The organism is Streptomyces sp. NPDC040432, from assembly GCF_055595445.1.
In genome coordinates, this window is sequence record NZ_JBVIVP010000014.1 from 60,346 (window position 1) to 78,315 (window position 17,970).

The 17,970-nt window shown below is 72.9% G+C and carries 7 protein-coding genes; 5 read left to right on the forward strand and 2 right to left on the reverse strand.

Annotated features, from left to right (window positions below; all coding sequences use genetic code 11):
- Positions 1 to 12: 12 nt before the first annotated feature.
- Positions 13 to 11,115, forward strand: a complete 11,103-nt coding sequence (locus tag ACZ58N_RS25585; RefSeq protein WP_471164153.1) for a non-ribosomal peptide synthetase — start codon at positions 13 to 15, stop codon at positions 11,113 to 11,115.
- Positions 11,102 to 12,802: an ABC transporter ATP-binding protein gene (locus ACZ58N_RS25590; RefSeq protein WP_471164155.1), complete on the forward strand. Its 1,701-nt coding sequence runs from the start codon at positions 11,102 to 11,104 to the stop codon at positions 12,800 to 12,802. Before ACZ58N_RS25585 ends, ACZ58N_RS25590 begins: the two co-directional genes overlap by 14 nt.
- A gap of 90 nt (positions 12,803 to 12,892) precedes the next feature.
- Here the strand turns inward: ACZ58N_RS25590 and ACZ58N_RS25595 are convergent, their stop codons facing one another.
- On the reverse strand, positions 12,893 to 14,023 hold the full coding sequence (locus ACZ58N_RS25595) for an alpha/beta hydrolase-fold protein (protein WP_471164158.1): 1,131 nt from the start codon (positions 14,021 to 14,023) through the stop codon (positions 12,893 to 12,895).
- Between the two features lie 161 nt (positions 14,024 to 14,184).
- On the opposite strand from ACZ58N_RS25595, the gene ACZ58N_RS25600 reads away from it, so the two are divergent.
- The 3 genes from ACZ58N_RS25600 to ACZ58N_RS25610 all read left to right on the forward strand — a co-directional run bounded on the left by ACZ58N_RS25600 (position 14,185) and on the right by ACZ58N_RS25610 (position 16,747).
- Complete coding sequence (locus tag ACZ58N_RS25600; protein WP_471164160.1) at positions 14,185 to 14,409, forward strand: MbtH family protein; 225 nt, start codon at positions 14,185 to 14,187, stop codon at positions 14,407 to 14,409.
- Between the two features lie 215 nt (positions 14,410 to 14,624).
- Complete coding sequence (locus ACZ58N_RS25605; protein ID WP_471164163.1) at positions 14,625 to 15,797, forward strand: alpha/beta hydrolase family protein; 1,173 nt, start codon at positions 14,625 to 14,627, stop codon at positions 15,795 to 15,797.
- A 104-nt stretch (positions 15,798 to 15,901) separates the two neighbouring features.
- Complete coding sequence (locus tag ACZ58N_RS25610; protein WP_471164166.1) at positions 15,902 to 16,747, forward strand: class I SAM-dependent methyltransferase; 846 nt, start codon at positions 15,902 to 15,904, stop codon at positions 16,745 to 16,747.
- 93 nt (positions 16,748 to 16,840) lie between these two features.
- Here ACZ58N_RS25610 and ACZ58N_RS25615 read toward each other — a convergent pair whose 3' ends face one another.
- Entirely contained in the window at positions 16,841 to 17,884 is a 1,044-nt protein-coding gene (locus ACZ58N_RS25615) for a DUF4436 family protein (protein WP_471164168.1), read from the reverse strand.
- Between the last annotated feature and the right edge of the window lie 86 nt (positions 17,885 to 17,970).

Below are 17,970 nucleotides of genomic sequence, written 5' to 3' on the forward strand. Positions count from 1 at the left end.
GACGCGTCTTCGATGACGGAACCGACAGCTCGTCACGTACTGCTTTCTGCGACACGCCTGGCCGACGTGCGCCGGAGAACCGGTGACCACTCCGACCGGACCATCGCCGAAGCGTGCGCGATCGGGCTGTCGTACTGGGCCACGGGCCGCGACCCCGAAGGCCTGGAGCTGACTCCCGGAACCCTGTTCGTCGACGTCCTCGCCTGGGTGGACAACGGGGGGGCCGGACCGGCCGGCTGGGAGGTCGCCGCGGACGGCCGCAGCATCACCGTCCCGGACGGCGTCGAGTGCGCCGACGCGCAACTCGCCCTCGACGACCTCGCCGACTTCCCGGACCGGCCCGTCGCCACCATCGGCCCCTCCGGTGTGGCGGAACGGATCGAGGCCCTGGCCGGGTGGAACGACACCGGCGCGGAGCGGCTCCGGCCGACCATCGTCGAGATGTTCCTGGAACAGGCCCGGACCAGGCCGGACGCCGTCGCGATCGTCGACGAACACCGTTCCCTGACGTATCGGCAAGCTGCCGAGTTATCGGGCGGGTTGGCGGACCACCTGGTCGAGCGGGGCGTCGTGGCCGAACAGGTCGTCGGCATCTCGCTGGGGCGATCCGCCGACATGGTCGTCGCCCTGCTCGGTGTGCTCCGGGCCGGCGCGGCGTTCGTGCCCCTCGATCCGCAGTGGCCGGCCGCGCGCCGGGCCGTCGTCATCGCCGATGCCCGCATCGGCCTGCAGATCAACACCTCCGGCGAGCACGCCCCCGACGAACCGGAAGCCGTCCCCGTCGACCTCGGTCACTGGCGGTTCGGTTCCCGTCCCGATCCGGCGGCCGTGACCGCCGTCCCCGGCGACTCCCTCGCCTACGTGATCTTCACATCCGGGTCGACCGGCCGCCCCAAGGGCGCGATGATCCGCCACGAGGCGATCAGCGAGCGCCTGCTGTGGCAGGTCGACGAGATCCTCCGCTTCGGACCCGACGACGCCTCGCTGTTCAAGGCACCCCTGTCCTTCGACATCTCCATCAACGAGATCTTCCTGCCCCTGGTGTCCGGCGGCAGGCTCGTGGTGCTGCGCCCCGGCGGCGAACGCGATCCGCACCACCTGCTGGAGGTGATCGCCGAACAGCGCGTCACCTTCACCTACCTGGTCTCGTCCATGCTCGACGTCCTGCTGGAGATCGCCGGCGATTCCGGCCGGCTGGACAGCCTGCGGCACGTGTGGTGCGGCGGCGAGGTGCTGACCCCGGAGCTGTACGAGCGCTTCCGCACCCGGCTCGACATACCCATGTACCACGGATACGGCCCGGCCGAGACGACCATCGGCGTCTCCCACGTCATCTACCGGGGCGCGGCCGAACGCCTCTCGACATCGATCGGCAAGGCCAACCCCAACACCCAGCTCTACGTCCTCGACGACGAACTCCGTCCCGTCCCCGTCGGCGTCGGCGGCGAACTCTACGCCGGCGGCCTCCTCCTGGGCCGCGGCTACGTCAACTCGCCCGGCCTGACCGCGTCGCGGTTCGTCGCGAACCCCTTCGCCACCGACGGATCCCGGCTGTACCGCACCGGCGACCTCGCGCGCTTCGCCCCCGACGGGTCCCTCGACTTCCTCGGCCGATCCGACAACCAGATCAAGATCCGCGGCATGCGCCTGGAGATCGAGGACGTCGAGGTCGGCCTCGCGGAACACCCCGCGGTACGGCACACCTGCGTCGTCGCGAAGAAGAACACGGCGGGCGGAACCTACTTGGTGGGCTACGTCATCCCGACCGCCGGGAACGGGGCGCTACGGGCGGACGAGGTCAAGGCGTGGGCCGCCGGGCACATGGTCGAGTACATGGTCCCCGCCCACCTCGTCGTGCTGGAGGAGTTCCCACTCACGGCGAACGGCAAGATCGACCGGGCCGCGCTGCCCGAGCCCGCGTCCCCCACCGGCGCGGCCACCCCTCCCACCACGGAGAACGAACGCCTCGTGTGCGCGGCGGTCGCCACCGTACTGCGCCTCGACGAGGTCGGCGTGGACCAGGACTTCTTCCAGCTCGGCGGGGACAGCATCCTGGCGATCTCCCTGCTGAGCGCGCTGCGCGCAGCCGGCCTCCACGTCACCGCACGTCAGATCTTCACGCACAGCGCCGTGGGGGCGCTCGCGGCCGTCGCGGACCGCGGCGCCGCCGCCGGCGTGGACCACGCCGACGTGGCGACGGGCGCCGTCGTCGGATCCCCCGTCGTCCAGTGGCTCGGCGAGACGACGGACGCGATCGACGGCTTCGTGCAATCGGTCGTGCTCAACACCCCGCAGGACCTGACCGCCGACGGACTCGACGCGGTCCTCGCCGCCCTGCTCGACCGCCACGACATGCTCCGGGCCAGGCTGGTGCGCGCGGACCGCTGGAGCTTCGAGATCCCGGAGCCGGACCGCTCCACCACCCGGATCTGGCAGGAGAGCGACCGACCGGTCGACGCCTGCGTCGCGCTCGCCACCGACGCACTGGACCCCGACGACGGCGTCATGCTGCGGGCCGTCTGGCGCCCCACGGCACGCCAACTCGTACTGGTCGCCCACCACGTCGTGATCGACGGAGTGTCCTGGCGGATCCTGATGGAGGACCTCGCCACGACGTGGCGCCGGTTCACCGCGGGCGAGCCCCTCGCACTGCCCCGCACGGGCACCTCGTTCCGACGCTGGACCCAACTGCTGGAGCGCACCGCGTTCGACCCTGACCGGGCCCACTACCAACGCCCCCTCCCGGGACCGGACGCCCCGCTGGGCAGGCGCGCCCTGTCCGATGCCGACACCGTCGCCCGGGAACGGACGACGACCGTGCGCGTCGACCCCGACACCACGGCCGCACTGCTGGGCGAAGTGCCCGCGAAGTTCCACGCCGGCGCCAACGACGTGCTCCTGACCGCGCTGGCCGTCACCCTCGCCCGGTGGCGCCGCGACCTCGGCCAGGACCAGACGTTCGCGCACATCGAACTGGAGGGCCACGGACGCGAGGCCCGGTTCGTCGCCGGCGACGCCGGCTTCGAGCCGGAACTGTCCCGCACCGTGGGGTGGTTCACCACCCTCTTCCCCGTGACCGTCGACCCCGGCCCCGCCGCCGACCGCACCGACCCCGGCCACCTGGCCACCGCCCTCAAGGCCGTCAAGGACGATCTCGCCCGAACCCCGCGGGGCGGCCTGTCCTACGGAGTGCTGCGCCACCTGACCCGGGCCGAGTTCGACACCCCCGCCCCGCAGGTCCTGTTCAACTACCTAGGCCGCTTCGACGCGGGATCCGCCGAGGACTGGGAACTCGCTAACGCCACCGGTCAGTTGGGGGAGCGGCGTGACCCTCGGATGCGCCTCCCGCGCGCCCTGGAGTTCAACGCCATCGCCGAGCCCGACGCGACCGGCGGCTACGAACTGGTCACCACCCTCTCCTGGCCCGACGGGCTGCTCACCGACGAGGACGCGTCCGTCATCGGCGGGTACTTCCGCGAGGCCCTCACCGGGCTGGCCGCCCTGGCCGCCCTGCCCGTGGGCGGCCACTCTCCAAGCGACTTCGCCCCGGTGGCGCTCACCCAGAGCGACGTCGACGACCTGGACGGCCCGACGCTGCGGGACGTCCTGCCGCTGACCCCGCTGCAGGAAGGCCTGTACTTCCACTCGGTCTTCGACGACGACACCGGCGGCAGCTACGTCGAGCAGCAACTGCTCACGTTGGAGGGCGAGGTGGACGAGGTCCGGCTCGCCGCGGCGGCCACCCGACTGCTCACCCTCCACCCCAACCTCGCCGCCCGGTTCGTCGCCCTCGCCGACGGCCGGGTGGTCTCCGTCCTGGAGAGCGGAACACGGGCCCCGTTCACCACCCTGGACCGACCCGGCATCACCGACGAGGAGATCCGCGACCACGCCGAACGGGACCGCCGCCTCGGCTTCGACCTGGCCGCCGGCCCGCTGATGCGCTACACCCTCATCCGCGCCGGCTCGGGCCGGCAGGTCCTCGTGCAGACCGTGCACCACATCATCGCCGACGGCTGGTCCGTACCGCCGATGCTCCGCGCCCTGCTCTCCGAGTACCACGCCCCGGGCACCGGCCACCCGCGCGTCGGGTTCGGCGACCACGTACGGCGGCTCGTCTCGCTCGACGAGGACGAGAGCGACCGGGTGTGGCACGAACAGCTCGCCGACCTGCCCGGCCCGTGCCTGGTCGCCGGGGGGACCCCGCCCTCCGACCGGTTCGCCGACGCGGTTCAGGAACCGGACGACGACATCGACGAGGCCGCCCGCTCGGCGGCTGTCCCGCTCAGCGTGGCCGTGCACAGTGCCTGGGCCCTCGCACTGGGCGGCGTCCTGCACACCCGGGACGTCGTGTTCGGCTCCACCGTCTCCGGGCGCGACGCGGACGTCCCCGGCATCGAGGACATGGTGGGACTCCTCATCAACACCATCCCCGTGCGCGCCCGGTGGACCCCGACCACCACGGCACGCGAATTCCTCACCTCGGTGCGCGAGCACCAGGACGCGGTACGACCCCACCAACACGTCTCCCTGGCACGGATCAGCCGCCGGAGCGGCACGGGCCCCCTCTTCGACACCCTGGTGGTGTTCGACGTGGCGACCGACCTCGCGGGGCTGCGCAGCCCCGACGACACCCTCGTCATCACCGACGTCGTCAACGAGGGCGCCCCCCACTACCCCCTCACGCTCGTGGTGGAGCGCACCCCCGACGGCCGCCCGCGCTTCAACCTCATCCACGATGCCGCGCTGGTGAGGGAGGCCACAGCCCGCGCCCTGCTCGGCACGTTCACCCGCACCCTCACGGACCTGCTCGGCCACCCGGACACCCCGCTGGGCGACGTGGTCACCGAGGACGCCCGGCGCCCCGCACGCGTCACACCGACCACGCTGGGCGCCCTGTTCGAGGCCGCCGTCCACCGGGACCCGGACGCACCCGCGGTCACCCAGTGCTCGATCGACGGTGCCACCCGGACCCTGAGCTACGGTGAACTCGCACACGCGCGCGACGCGTTGGTGTCCACCCTGCGCGCGGCCGGAGTGGGGCCCGGCCGGCGGGTCGCCGTCGCCGTACCGCGTTCCGTGGAGCAGATCACGGCGCTGATCGCCGTCGTCACCGCGGGCGGCGCGTACGTACCGTTGGAGCCCGCCTATCCGGACGAGCGGCTGGAGTACATCCTGGCCGACTCCGCCCCGCAGGTCGTCCTCGTGGACCGTGACCAGCGGGACCGGTTCACGCGGCTGCTGGCCCGGGCCGAGGTGCCGGCCCGCGTGCTCGTCCAGGGGGACGCCTCCACGCCGGACCACCCCGTGCCCGCCACCGCCGGCGTGCCGGCGGCCGGGGCCGGCGGGCAGGATCCGGCGTACGTGATCTACACGTCGGGGTCCACCGGCCGGCCCAAGGGCGTCGTCGTCCCGCACTCCGCCGTGGTCGCGCTGCTCGCGAACACCTGGCACGACATGGACTTCGGCCCCGAGGACGTCTGGGTCCAGTTCCACTCCTACTCCTTCGACTTCGCGGTGTGGGAGCTGTGGGGCGCGCTGGCGCACGGAAGTGAACTCCTCGTACCGGAGCACGCGTTGACCCGATCGCCGGTCGATTTCCATCGCCTGGTGCGCGAACGCGGGGTGACGGTGCTCAACCAGACGCCGTCGGCCTTCCACCAGTTCATCGAGGCCGACCGGCACGCCGGATCCCCGCCCACCAGCCTCCGACGGATCGTCTTCGGAGGGGAGGCGCTGGACCTCGGGCGGCTGCGCGGCTGGGTCGATCGGCACGGCACCACCACCCCCCGGCTGGTCAACATGTACGGCATCACCGAGACCACCGTGCACGTCACCCACCGCGTCCTGACCGACGAGGACTTCGACCGCGGCGACGACATCAGCCCGATCGGGGCGCCCATCCCCGGGCTCGTCACGCACCTCCTCGACGACCGGCTCCGGCCGGTGCCCCCGGGCCGGGAGGGCGCCGTCTACGTCGCGGGTGACCAGGTGTCGCTCGGCTACCTCGGCCGGCCGGCGCTCACCGCCGGCCGGTTCGTGGCCGACCCGTTCGCCGGTGACGGCTCCCGCATGTACCACACGGGCGACCTCGCCCGCCGGACCCTCGACGGGGAACTGGAGTTCGCCGGCCGCGCGGACGACCAGGTACAGCTCAAGGGATTCCGCATCGAACTCGGCGAGGTGGAGTCCAGGATCAGGGAGCTCGACGACGTCGTCGACGTCGCCGTCACCGTGGCCGACAGCGGCGACCACCTGATCGCACACGTCGTCGGCCGCATCCCCGACGACCTCACCGCCCTGCTGTCCGCGAAGCTGCCCGCGCACATGGTGCCCGGCCGGGCCCTGACCGTCGACGCCCTACCACTGACCGTCAACGGAAAACTGGACCGGAAGGCCCTCACCGAGCGGGCCGCCCGGCAGGACGCCCCCGTACCGGAGAACGGCCCCGCACCCGGTGCGCCCGCCGTCCTCACCGCGCTCGTCGACATCTTCACCGAGACGCTGCCCGGCACCGCCGTCGACGGCGACTGCGACTTCTTCCGGGCCGGCGGCGACAGCATCCTCGCCATCACCGTCGTCAACCGGGCCCGGGCACTGGGCCTCGGCATCACGCCGCGCGACGTGTTCCTGCTCAGGACCCCGCGAGCCCTGGCCGCACACCTCGCGACGAGCACCCCGCGGGCGGTGCCGACCGCACCCGCACCACACCGGGACGGCCCCCTGACGCCGACACCGATCATCCTGCGCCAACGGGAGCTGGGCGCCGGGTCCCTCGACCGGTTCGCCCAGGCCAGGACACTTCAGGTGGCCGAGGGCATCGGATTCCCGGACGTGCGGCGCGCCGCGAACGCCGTCGTGGCCGCGCACCCCGCGCTCCGGATGCGACTGCGCGTCGCACACGGGGTCTGGGCCCTGAGCACCGAACCCGTCCGCGAGGTCACCGTCACCCGGCCCGCCCCGACGGACACCTCCGGCCTCACGGACACGTCGGCGGCGCCCGACACCGCCCACGCGACCGGCACCCCGCTCCCGCCCGGCGCCCCCCGGGCGACCGCCGTGGCCGACGAGGCCGCCGGACGGCTCGACCCCGAGGCCGGCGAGGTCATCGCGTTCGCCTGGCTGGAGGAGAGCCGGACCCTGGTCGTCACCGTCCACCACCTGGCCGTCGACGCCGTCTCCTGGCTGGTCCTGCTGGACGACCTGACCACCGCCCTCCGCGGCACGGCCCTACCGGCACCCACCACCTCCTACGCCGCGTACGCGTCGGCACTCGCCCACGGCTCCGCCCACGACATCGACGACCTCGGACACTGGATCACCACGCTCCAGGCACCACCGCTGCTCCCCGTCGTCGGCTCCGGCACCCCCCGCGGGACCACGGTCGTCCTCCCGCCCGCAGTCAGCGACGTCGTCACCCGCACGGCTCCCGCCGCCCTCGGCGTCGGCCTCACCGAACTGCTCTGCGGCGCCCTGCGCACCGCCCTGACCCACATCCAGCCCACACCCACCGACCTCGCGATCGAACTGGAACTGCACGGCCGGGTCCCCGCCCTGCCCGACCACGACTACAGCCGCACCGTCGGCTGGTTCACCGCCATCGCCCCCGTACGGCTCACACCGCACACCGACCCCGTCGCGGCGGCCCGCGAACTCGCGGCGCGCCGACCCGACGAGCGTGCGCACGTCGCCTACGGCCGGCTCCGGTACCTCGACCCGCAGACGGCCCCGCTGCTCACCGCCCGCCCGCAAGTGCTGTTCAACTACCTCGGCCGGAGCGGCGATTCACAAGCCCCGCAACTCACCCCGGGCGAACACGGCAGCCCGTACGCCGTCGAGGTCAACGCCTGGACCGACGCGGACACCGGAAGCCTGCACGCGGCCTTCACCCTGGCCGAAGGCGTACCCGACACGATCGCCGAGCACTGGTCCGCCGCCCTGACGACCCTCGCGGACGCGGCGACGACGACCGGGCGCACCGCGCCCGTCACCCCGCTCCAGCGGGGACTCTTCTTCCAGGCGCAACTTGCCGGGCCCGCCGGACACTACGTCGCACAGAGCCACTTCACCTTCGACCGGCGCCTGGACACCGACGCACTGGCCGAAGCGATGGCATGGGTGATCGCGCGGCACCCGGTCGTCGGCGCCGGGTTCACCACCGACGACGACGGGAACCCGGTCCAGGTCCTCGGCAGGGGACGGCGCGTCGACGTCCGAACCGTCACCCTCTCGACGGACGCGGAGATCGACACCCTGCTGTCCCAGGACCGGGACACGGGATTCGACCCGGACCGACCGCCACTGATCCGGCTGACCGTGATCCGCCTGCCCGAAGACCGGGACGCCCTCCTGCTCAGTTACCACCTGCTGCTGTGGGACGGCTGGTCCCGGGAGATCGTGCTGCGGGACCTGTTCGACGCCTACCGCGCCGCCCTCGCAGGTCACCTGACGGATCCGACCCCGGCCGCGCCGGGGTTCGAGGACCATGCCCGCGCGCTCGCCGCGAAGGACCCCGCCCCGTCCGAACGCTTCTGGGCGGACCACCTGACCGGCCTGCCCGGACCGACCCTGCTCGCGGGACCGGCGCCCACCCTCCCGGACGGCCTGCCGGGCACCCTCGTGCACACCCTCTCCGCCGAACGGTCGCAGCTGCTGCGGGCAGCGGCCCGGGCCCACGGCGTCACCCTGAACTCCCTGCTGACCGGGGCCTTCGGGCTCCTGCTGGGCGCCCGCACGGGCCGCGCCGACGCCGTGTTCGGCGTGACCGTGTCCGGCCGCGAGGGCGAGGGCCTGTCCGACATCGTCGGTGTGCTCCTCAACACCGTGCCCATGTGGACCAGGGCACGGCCCGGCGACACGGTCCGGGCCTACCTGTCGGCCGTACAGGACGCCAGGGTCGCCGCGATGGAGCACGAACACCTCGGACTCGGCGAGATCCAACGTGCCGCCGGACACGACGCCCTGTTCGACAACCTGTTCGTCCTGCAGAACTTCCTGGACATGGACGCGTTCGCCGCGATGAACGCCCGGCACGGCATCACCGCCGTACGGGCCGACGACTCCACGCACTACCCCTTCACCTGGGTCGTCACCCCCGGCGAACGACTCACGGTCAAACTGGAACACCGTGACGACGACACCCCCGGTGCCTGCCGCCTCCTCGACGACTACCTGCGCGTACTGGACGACCTGGCCCGGTGGACCGGCCCGCTGGGCACCCTGCGGGGCCTCGGCCCCGAGCCACGGCCCGCCGCCCGCACGGACGTGGGCACGGACACCGTCGTCGACCGTTTCGACCGGGCCGCGGACCGCGAACCGCAACGGGTGGCCCTCGTCGCCGACGGCCGGACCATGACCTTCGGCCGGCTCCGGGACCGCAGCCGTGCGGTGGCCGGTGTGCTCGCCCGGCACGGTATCGGCCCCGAGGACACGGTGGCCCTCGCCCTCCCGCGCTCCCTCGACTCGATCGTCGCCCTGTTCGCCGTGCTCCGCACGGGCGCCGCCTACGTACCGCTGGAGCTGGACCACCCGGACGAGCGGATCGCGGCGATCGTCGCGGACGCGCGCCCGGACGCCGTCCTGACGGTGAGCTCCGTGACACCCCGCCTCACCGGAGCCGTCACCGGGGCCCCGACGCCCGCCCTGATCGAGCTGGACCTGCCCCTGCCCGAGGCCGAACCCCTCGTGACGTTCGCACCGCGGGACCCCCACCGGCTCCGCCATCCCGCCTACACGATCTACACCTCCGGTTCCACCGGAAGGCCCAAGGGCGTGGTGACCGAATACGCCGGGCTCACCAACATGCTGATCAACCACCAGCGCCGGATCTTCGAGCCCGTCCTCGCGGAACACGGCCACCGCACCTTCCGGATCGCGCACACCGTCTCCTTCGCCTTCGACATGTCCTGGGAGGAACTGCTCTGGCTCGCCGACGGCCACGAGGTGCACGTCTGTGACGAGGAGCTGCGCCGCGACGCCCCGCGGCTCGTCGCGTACTGCCTCCGGCACCGGATCGACGTCATCAACGTGACCCCGACCTACGCCCAGCAACTCGTCGCCGAGGGACTCCTCGACGACCCGGCGCGCCGGCCGGCCCTGGTGCTCCTGGGCGGCGAGGCCGTCACCCCGACGCTGTGGCAGCGGCTCGCCGCGACCGACGGCACGGCCGGCTACAACCTGTACGGACCCACCGAATACACCATCAACACCCTCGGCGTCGGCACCTTCGAGTGCCAGGACCCGGTCGTGGGCGTGGCGATCGACAACACCGACGTCCACGTCCTGGACCCTTGGCTGCGCCCGCTGCCCGAAGGGGTCCCAGGCGAGCTGTACGTGGCGGGCATCGGCATCGCCCGCGGCTACCTCGGACAACCGGCCCAGAGCGCCCACCGGTTCGTCGCGTGCCCCTTCGGCCCACCCGGCGAACGCATGTACCGCACGGGCGACCTGGTCCTCAGGCGGCCCGACGGCAACCTGATGTACCTCGGCAGGACCGACCAGCAGGTCAAGATCAGGGGACACCGCGTCGAACTCGGCGAGGTCGAGGCCGCGTTCGCCGCGCACCCCGCCGTACGGTTCGTCGCGGCGGTCGCCCAGCCCGACCCCCAGGTCGACGGCACGCACCGGCTGGCCGCGTACCTGGTACTCGACGACGGTGACGGCGGCGGCAGTGACGGGGGCGCCGATCGGGTCGACGAACGCGACGGCACCCTCCTCGCGACCGTCGCCGCCGAAGTGGGCGCCGGACTACCGGACTTCCTGCGGCCCACCCACTACGCCCGGGTGGCCGGCATCCCGCTCACCGTCAACGGGAAGGCCGACACCAAGGCCCTGCCCGAGGCCAGGCCGCTCGGCGCGCTGACCGGGGCGGGGGAGCGGGGTCCGCGAACGGCGACGGAGACCGTCGTGTGCGAGTTCTTCGCCGAGGCGCTGGACCTGGACGACGACGAGGTGAGCGCGGTGGGCGACTTCATTTCCCTCGGCGGACACTCCATGCTGGCGGTGCGGCTGATCGGCCTGCTCCGCCGCGAGTACGGTCCCGTGGTCACGGTCCGAGACCTGTTCACCCTACGAACCCCGGAAGCGATTGCACGCCACCTCGATGACAACTCCTGACACGCAGAGGCCCCGCACGGGGTCCGACATCCTTCGGACGGCACTGCGCCGCAACCTCGGAGCCATGTTCTGGGGAACCGTCCTCATGGGCCTCTACCAGGCCGGCGAGACCGCGTTCCCCATCGCGCTCGGCATGATCGTCGAGCACACGATGCAGGACCGCAGCCCGGGCGCCCTCGCCCTGTCGATCGGCGCGCTGGCCGTGATCATCACGACCGTGTCGCTGTCGTGGCGGTTCGGCATGCGCATCCTGCAGAAGGCCAACACGACCGAGGCGCACCGCTGGCGCGTACAGGTCGCCGACTGCGGACTCCAGCCGGTGCCCGGGGACACCGGTCTCAAGTCCGGCGAGGTGCTGACCATCGCCACGGAGGACGCGGACCAGACGGCCGACATCATCGAGGTGGTGCCGCTCCTGATCAGTTCACTGGTCGCCGTACTGATCGCGGCGGTCGCCCTGGGACTGGCCGACGGCCGGCTCGGCCTGCTGGTGATCGTGGGAACCGTCGCGATCCTGCTCGTCCTCAGCGTGATGTCGAAGCGCATCGGCTCCAGCACCCGGGAACAACAGGCCCGGGTGGCACGGGCCGGTGCGAAGGTCGCCGACCTGATCACCGGTCTGCGCCCGCTGCACGGATTCGGCGGCAACCACGCCGCGTTCGGGTCCTACCGGAAGGTCAGCACGGAGGCGAGGCACCAAGCCGTCACCGTGGCCATGGCGAACGGCGCCTACGCGGGCACCGCCATGGCCCTGAACGCGGTCCTCGCGGCCACCGTGACCCTGACGGCCGGATGGCTCGCGTTCGACCGGCAGATCACCATCGGTGAACTCGTCATGGCCGTGGGGCTGGCCCAATTCATCATGGAGCCCCTCAAGATGTTCTCGGACATGCCCAAGTACGTGATGATGGCGCGGGCTTCGGCGCAGCGGATGGCGCTCGTCCTGACCGCCCCGCCGGTCACCACCCCGGGACCGCAACGCCCGGCCGCGGGTGGGTCCCTCGAAATCGACTGTGTCCGGTACGGAGTCCTGCGCGAGCTAAAGTTCCAGGTGCTCGCGGGCGAGTTCGTCGCGATCGCCGCCTACCAGCCGCGCGCCGCGGCCGACCTCGCCGCGATCCTGTCGGTGAAGGTCCCGCCCCACGCCTACGACGGCGTGGTGCGGGTCAGCGAGCAGGAGATCGGCGACCTGTCGATCGAGGCGGTCCGGGCGCACATGCTGGTGAACCCGTACGAGGCGGAGATCTTCGCGGGAACCCTCCGGACGAACATCGACCCGACGGGCACCAGTCGCACGGTCACCGAGGCCGTCGAGGCGTCCATGCTGACCGATGTCGTAGCCCTCCACCGGGAGGGCCTCGACCACGGCGTCCGCGACCGCGGCGCCAACCTGTCCGGGGGCCAGCGCCAACGGCTGTCCCTGGCCCGCGCGCTCGCCGCCGACACCGACGTCCTCGTCCTGCACGACCCGACGACGGCCGTCGACGCGGTCACCGAACAGCTCATCGCCCGCAACCTCGCCGAGCTGCGCCGCGGGCGGACCACCGTCGTGATCACCGGCAGTCCGGCGCTGCTGGACGCCGCCGACCGGGTCCTCGTCCTCGACGACGGCGTCATCACGGCCGAGGACACCCACCGGAACCTGCTCGCCGGCGACGAGGACTACTGCGCGGCGGTGGCCCGCTGACCGACCGGGTCGGGGGCGACGGTGGCCCGATCCACCGTCGCCCGCGGTACCGCACGGACTCGTGGGCCGGCCCGGTCGACGGCGGTACTTTCACAACCCGCCCTGGCCGAGCACCCGGGCGACGTCCCTGAGCAGGGCGTGTCGCCAGCCCGCCCGGTCGTGGCCCGAGGGCGACCGGGAGACGCTCACGGTAGCCCCGGCCCGTTCGGCCAGGGCCTCCGTCAGCTCGCAGTGCGGCAGCATCCGGGTTTCGTGCTCCCCGACGTCGAAGGCGACCCGCAGGCCGGACAGGTCGGGACGCTCCCGCAGGCGCGCGGCGACGGCACCGCCGACCGGGCCGGCCAACGGGTCGGCGAGCCCGGCGGCGTCCGGGGTCCACCAGAACGACCCGGACTGACAGGCCACGCGGGAAACCAACTCGGGGAACTCCAGAGCCGCGTACATCGCGCTCAGGCCGCCCAGGCTCTGCCCGGCGACCACCAGCCGGTCCGGGTCCGCGGCCACGCCGGTGTCCGCGACCAGTGGCAGCAGTTCGTCCCGGACGGCCTCCCACAGGTGCGGGCGGCACCCGAACTCGGCTTCCCGGTCGCGGGTCGGCAGGAAGACGAGCGTGACGGGCGGCACGGCGCCGGCCGCGACGGCCGCGTCGAAGGCGGTCGCGGCCGGGTGCAGGTACAGCCAGTCGTCCCCGTCGAGCAGCAGTACCAGCGGTCCACCACCGCCGGCCGCGTGGACCCGTACGGTCCGCCGCCCGCCGAGCCGTCGACTGGTCCAGCGGACCCGGGTGCCGGGAAGCGGCAGGAGGTCGTGCGGGCCGACGACCGGCCAGTGCGGTTGCGCGGGGGCGTCGGGGGTCGCGGCGATGGACCAATTGCCGCCGGAACCGACCGGGTTGAGCGCGTCGGCGTCCGCGCCGTCGTCCGTGAGGAACCGGTAGGTCACCCGCAGCCGGGTGGGCATGGATACTTCGGCGTACCAGCAATCCGAGTCACCCCACCGGATCAGGGGAACGGGCTCGGACCAGCTCTCGAATTCGACCCGAGCGGGGGAGCGGCGCCGGAGGAACAGGGTGACCCAGCCGCCGTCGGACGGCACGGACACGGGCGCCCCCGCAGCCCCCGCCGCCGCCCAGAACCCGTCCGTACCGGGTCTGCCGGGCAGCCCGAACGCGGCGAAGGGATGTTCCGTAGCGGCTCCGGAGCCGGGGGCGGGATCGCTCACGTCCGGGTCCTCCGTTCGGTCACGAGGCGCATCGAGGTCTCCTTGTGAGGGGCAAGGGGAGAACGCTAAGCTCGCTTCAATTAGGCGAGCCTAACCTAAGCATGACGTTTCCTTCCCTTGGAGGTCCACCCCCGGACGGGGGTGGCGAGGAGGTACCGAACGTGAGCACCAATCCTTTCGACGATGCCGAAGGTCGCTTCCTGGTCCTGGTGAACGCGGAGGGCCAGCACTCGCTCTGGCCGGCCTTCGCCGAGGTGCCGGGCGGCTGGAGCACGGCCTTCGGTGAGGACACGCGGCAGGCGTGCCTGGACTTCGTCGAGACCCACTGGACGGACCTGCGCCCGCTGTCCCTCGCGCGGTCGATGGACGCCCGAACCTCGGGGTGACGGGGTGGCCGGGCGGCGCGACCGGCGGATGTCGAGGGGACGCACGTCCTCGGTGCGGCGTCGGGTGAAGGGGCGTCGAGCCCGGACGCCCTTTCCCGTCGGTGCCGCGGTCAGGTCGTCGACCGGCGCCCGGGGGCGGGACGGGGGAGTGGCGGTTCGACTCCACCCTCAGAAAAGTTAGGTAAGGCTTGCCTGTGTGGTTCTAGGATGCGGGCATGAAGAAGATCATGCGTGCGCTGACGGCCGTGGCGGCCGGCCTGGCCCTCGCCGCCCCCGTCACCCTCGCGTCCCCCGCCGCGGCCACGGCCGCCCCGCCCGGGGAATCCACGCGACTCGAACTCCCCCGCACCACCGGCCCCTTCTCCGTGGGCCGGGACACCCTCCACCTGGTCGACCGGGACCGCAAGGATCCCTGGGTCCCCACCGCCGACCGGGAATTACTGCTTTCCCTGTACTACCCGGCACTCCCGCACACCGGCACCCCCGCTCCCTACATGAGCGTTCCGGAGGCCAAGGCCCTGCTGACCGACCGGGGGCAACTGGGCGAGTACGTCACGCCCGAGCGGGTCGCCGCCACCCGTACGCAGTCCCGCACCGGTGCCCTGCCCCGCCCCTCCGCGCAGCGCTACCCCTTGGTCGTGCTGTCACCCGGTTTCACCATGCCGCGCGCCTCGCTGAGCGTCCTGGCCGAGGACCTCGCCGCCCGTGGCTACGTCGTCGCGGCGGTCGACCACGCCTACGAGTCGGACGGCACGGTCTTCCCCGGCGGGCGACTGCTCACCTGCAAGGCCTGCGAGCAGGTGTTCCCCGACGGCTCCCTCCACCGGGTCTCCGAGGGCCGGGCCCGCGACATTCCGTTCGTCCTGGACCGACTCACCGGCCCGCACCCCGCATGGCGGTACTCCCGACTCATCGACCCCCGACACATCGGCATGGCCGGCCACTCCATCGGCGGCGCGGCGGCCTCGGCGACCATGGCCCTCGACCCGCGCGTCGACGCCGGGGTCAACATGGACGGCACGTTCTTCACGCCGGTGCCGCAGAGCGGGCTCGGGGGACGCCCCTTCCTCATGCTCGCCGGTGACCCCGCCCTGCTGCCGCCCGACTTCCCGGACACCTCCTGGGAGGACACCTGGCCCCGGCTGGACGGCTGGAAGCGCTGGCTGACCGTCACCGGGGCGGGCCACCCCGCATTCACCGACTGGCCGGTCCTCGGCGACCAGGTGGGCTACGCCCATCCGGAGACACCGCTCTCCGGTACCCGTTCCCAACAGATCACCCGGGCCTACGTCGGCGACTTCTTCGACCTCCACCTGCGCGGCCTGCCCGCCCCCCGGCTGAACGGCCCGACACCGGCCGACCCGGAAGTCGTGTTCCACCGCGGCTGAGAGACGCGGCGCGGGGGCGGCCCGACCGGGGCCGCCCCCGCGCTCCCCGCCCCGACGGCGGGCCCGTCCGGTCCGCCCGCCCAGCGACACGAGGAGCAACGCCCATGCCGACCCCCTCCGACGACAGCGGTCCCGCCCACGGCCTCAGCGGAGTGGCGATGACCCTGCTGACCCCGTTGTACGGCCGCGCCCACGCCGCCGAACTGCTGCCGGGAACCGCGTTCCGTGATCCCGCCGCGGCCGCCGTGCTGGCCTCCACCGGCTACCGCGCCCCCGAAGTACTCACCGACCGCGGCAACGCCGTCGGATCGATCCACCGCGCCATCGTCTTCGGCACCCTGACGGCGAGTTACTGCCGGGCCCACCCCGACGCGGTGGTCATCTCGGCGGGCATCGGCCTCGACACCCGCGCCGAGCGGCTGGCGGGCACCCTGCCCGCGTCGGTGACCTGGCTCGGCGTCGACGTACCGGAAGTGGTGGACCTACGGGCCAGGCTGCTCCCGCGGGACCGGGCCCGCGTCGTGGCCGCCTCGATCACCGACCCGGACTGGGCCGGGCAGCTGTTGCCCCTGGTCGGCGGGCGCCGCGATGTCCTCGTCCTGACCGAGGGGGTGCTGATGTACCTGGACCCGGCCGGCCTGCGGTCGTTCCTCGTCTCCTGCCGGACCGCCTTCCCCGCCGCCGAACTCGTCGCGGACTACTTCCATCCGAGGATCGCTCTCAGCGGCCGCCACCCGATCGTCAAGGCGACGGGCGCGCAGTTCCGCTCCGGGGCCCGCGGCGGCCGCGGACTCGCCGCCGTGGCACCCGGCTGGGAGAGCGTCGGCGAACACCGGGTGATGGAGCGCATCAGCGTCGGGCACCGCGCGGTCGCCGGCCTGTTCCGCCTCCTCACGCTCGGCGCACCGCCCTACGCGGTGGCCCGACTGCGCGCCACGGGCCGTACGTAGGCGATGTCGGCCCGGTGCCGTGTCAGGCAACGTTCTCCCGTCCCTGCCCGTCCCGTCCCGTTGCCCGGAGGGCCGGCGAGGGGGCGGTATCGGTCAGGAGCGGCGGCGGCGGCGGTGGCCGGCCGGGACGCCGCGCGGGCGGGCCGGGCGGCGCCGCCGGGCCGTCGGGTCCTGGCGGGGGTCGGTGACCGGGCCGCCGAGGCCGTGCTCGATGCGGATGCCGTGGAAGACGAGCACGGTGAGGCTGAGGACGATCAGCGCCTCGGCCCAGTAGAACGCGAGGTAGTCGAGCAGACAGCCGTTGGGCGGCGAGCCGGGCGCCGCGTTGCGCAGGCCGACGAGAGCGAAGAGGCTGGCGGCCATCCAGCCGAGGGCCGGCCACAGCAGGCCGCGCCGCTGCCCGACCACCAGCCAGCAGGCGGTGACGATCGCGAGGGCGACCGCCCACATGGCGGCGATCATGAACCAGGCGAGGATGAAGGTGCTGCGCGAACGCTTGACCTCACTGGTCAGGTACGCGGCCTGCCCCTCGTAGGAGCCCTCACCGTTCTTGTAGGCGAAGTTCGGGTCCTGATCGTGGAGGCGCAGCACGACCGGTACGCGGGTGTCCAGGGGGCCGGCCGTCGCGGCGAACGCGAAGTCGGCCGTGTACTTGTCGAACGGGTAGTCCGAGGACGCGCCGTCCGAGAGCGGGACCTGGACGTCCCGCACCCACAGTTCGCTGCCCGCGGGGAACCGGATCTCCTGCTGTCCGGTGGTGTTCGCGTACAACGTGAGGCTCTGCGCCGGGTAGCCGTCGGGGCCCTGGTAGCGGCCGAAGGGGGTGAGGGTGACCCGCAGGGTGATCTGGCGCAGCACCGGGTCGGTGCGCTGGACGTCGGCATGGACGTCGATCCGGTCCGCGGCGTGCTGGGGGCCGACGACCACGGTCTGCTGACGGGTGTTGCGCTCGTCGAAGTAGAGGGCGATCCCCGCGCCGCACACCACCGCGACGACCACGAGGAAGATCACCAGGGTTCGCCACGGCAGCTCGGCGCCGCGCCGGCTCACGTCCTGGACGACGTCCACGCCCCGGCGCAGCTGCCGGGCGGCGGCCTCCCGCCCGACCTGGCCCGCCCCCTCGTCACCGTCGGCCATGGTCCGATGCTGCGGGAGGCCCGCGGCGGGCGCCATACGGAGGGGGCCGGTCGTGGCCCGACCGCGCCCCGCCCGGCCCCGTCGCG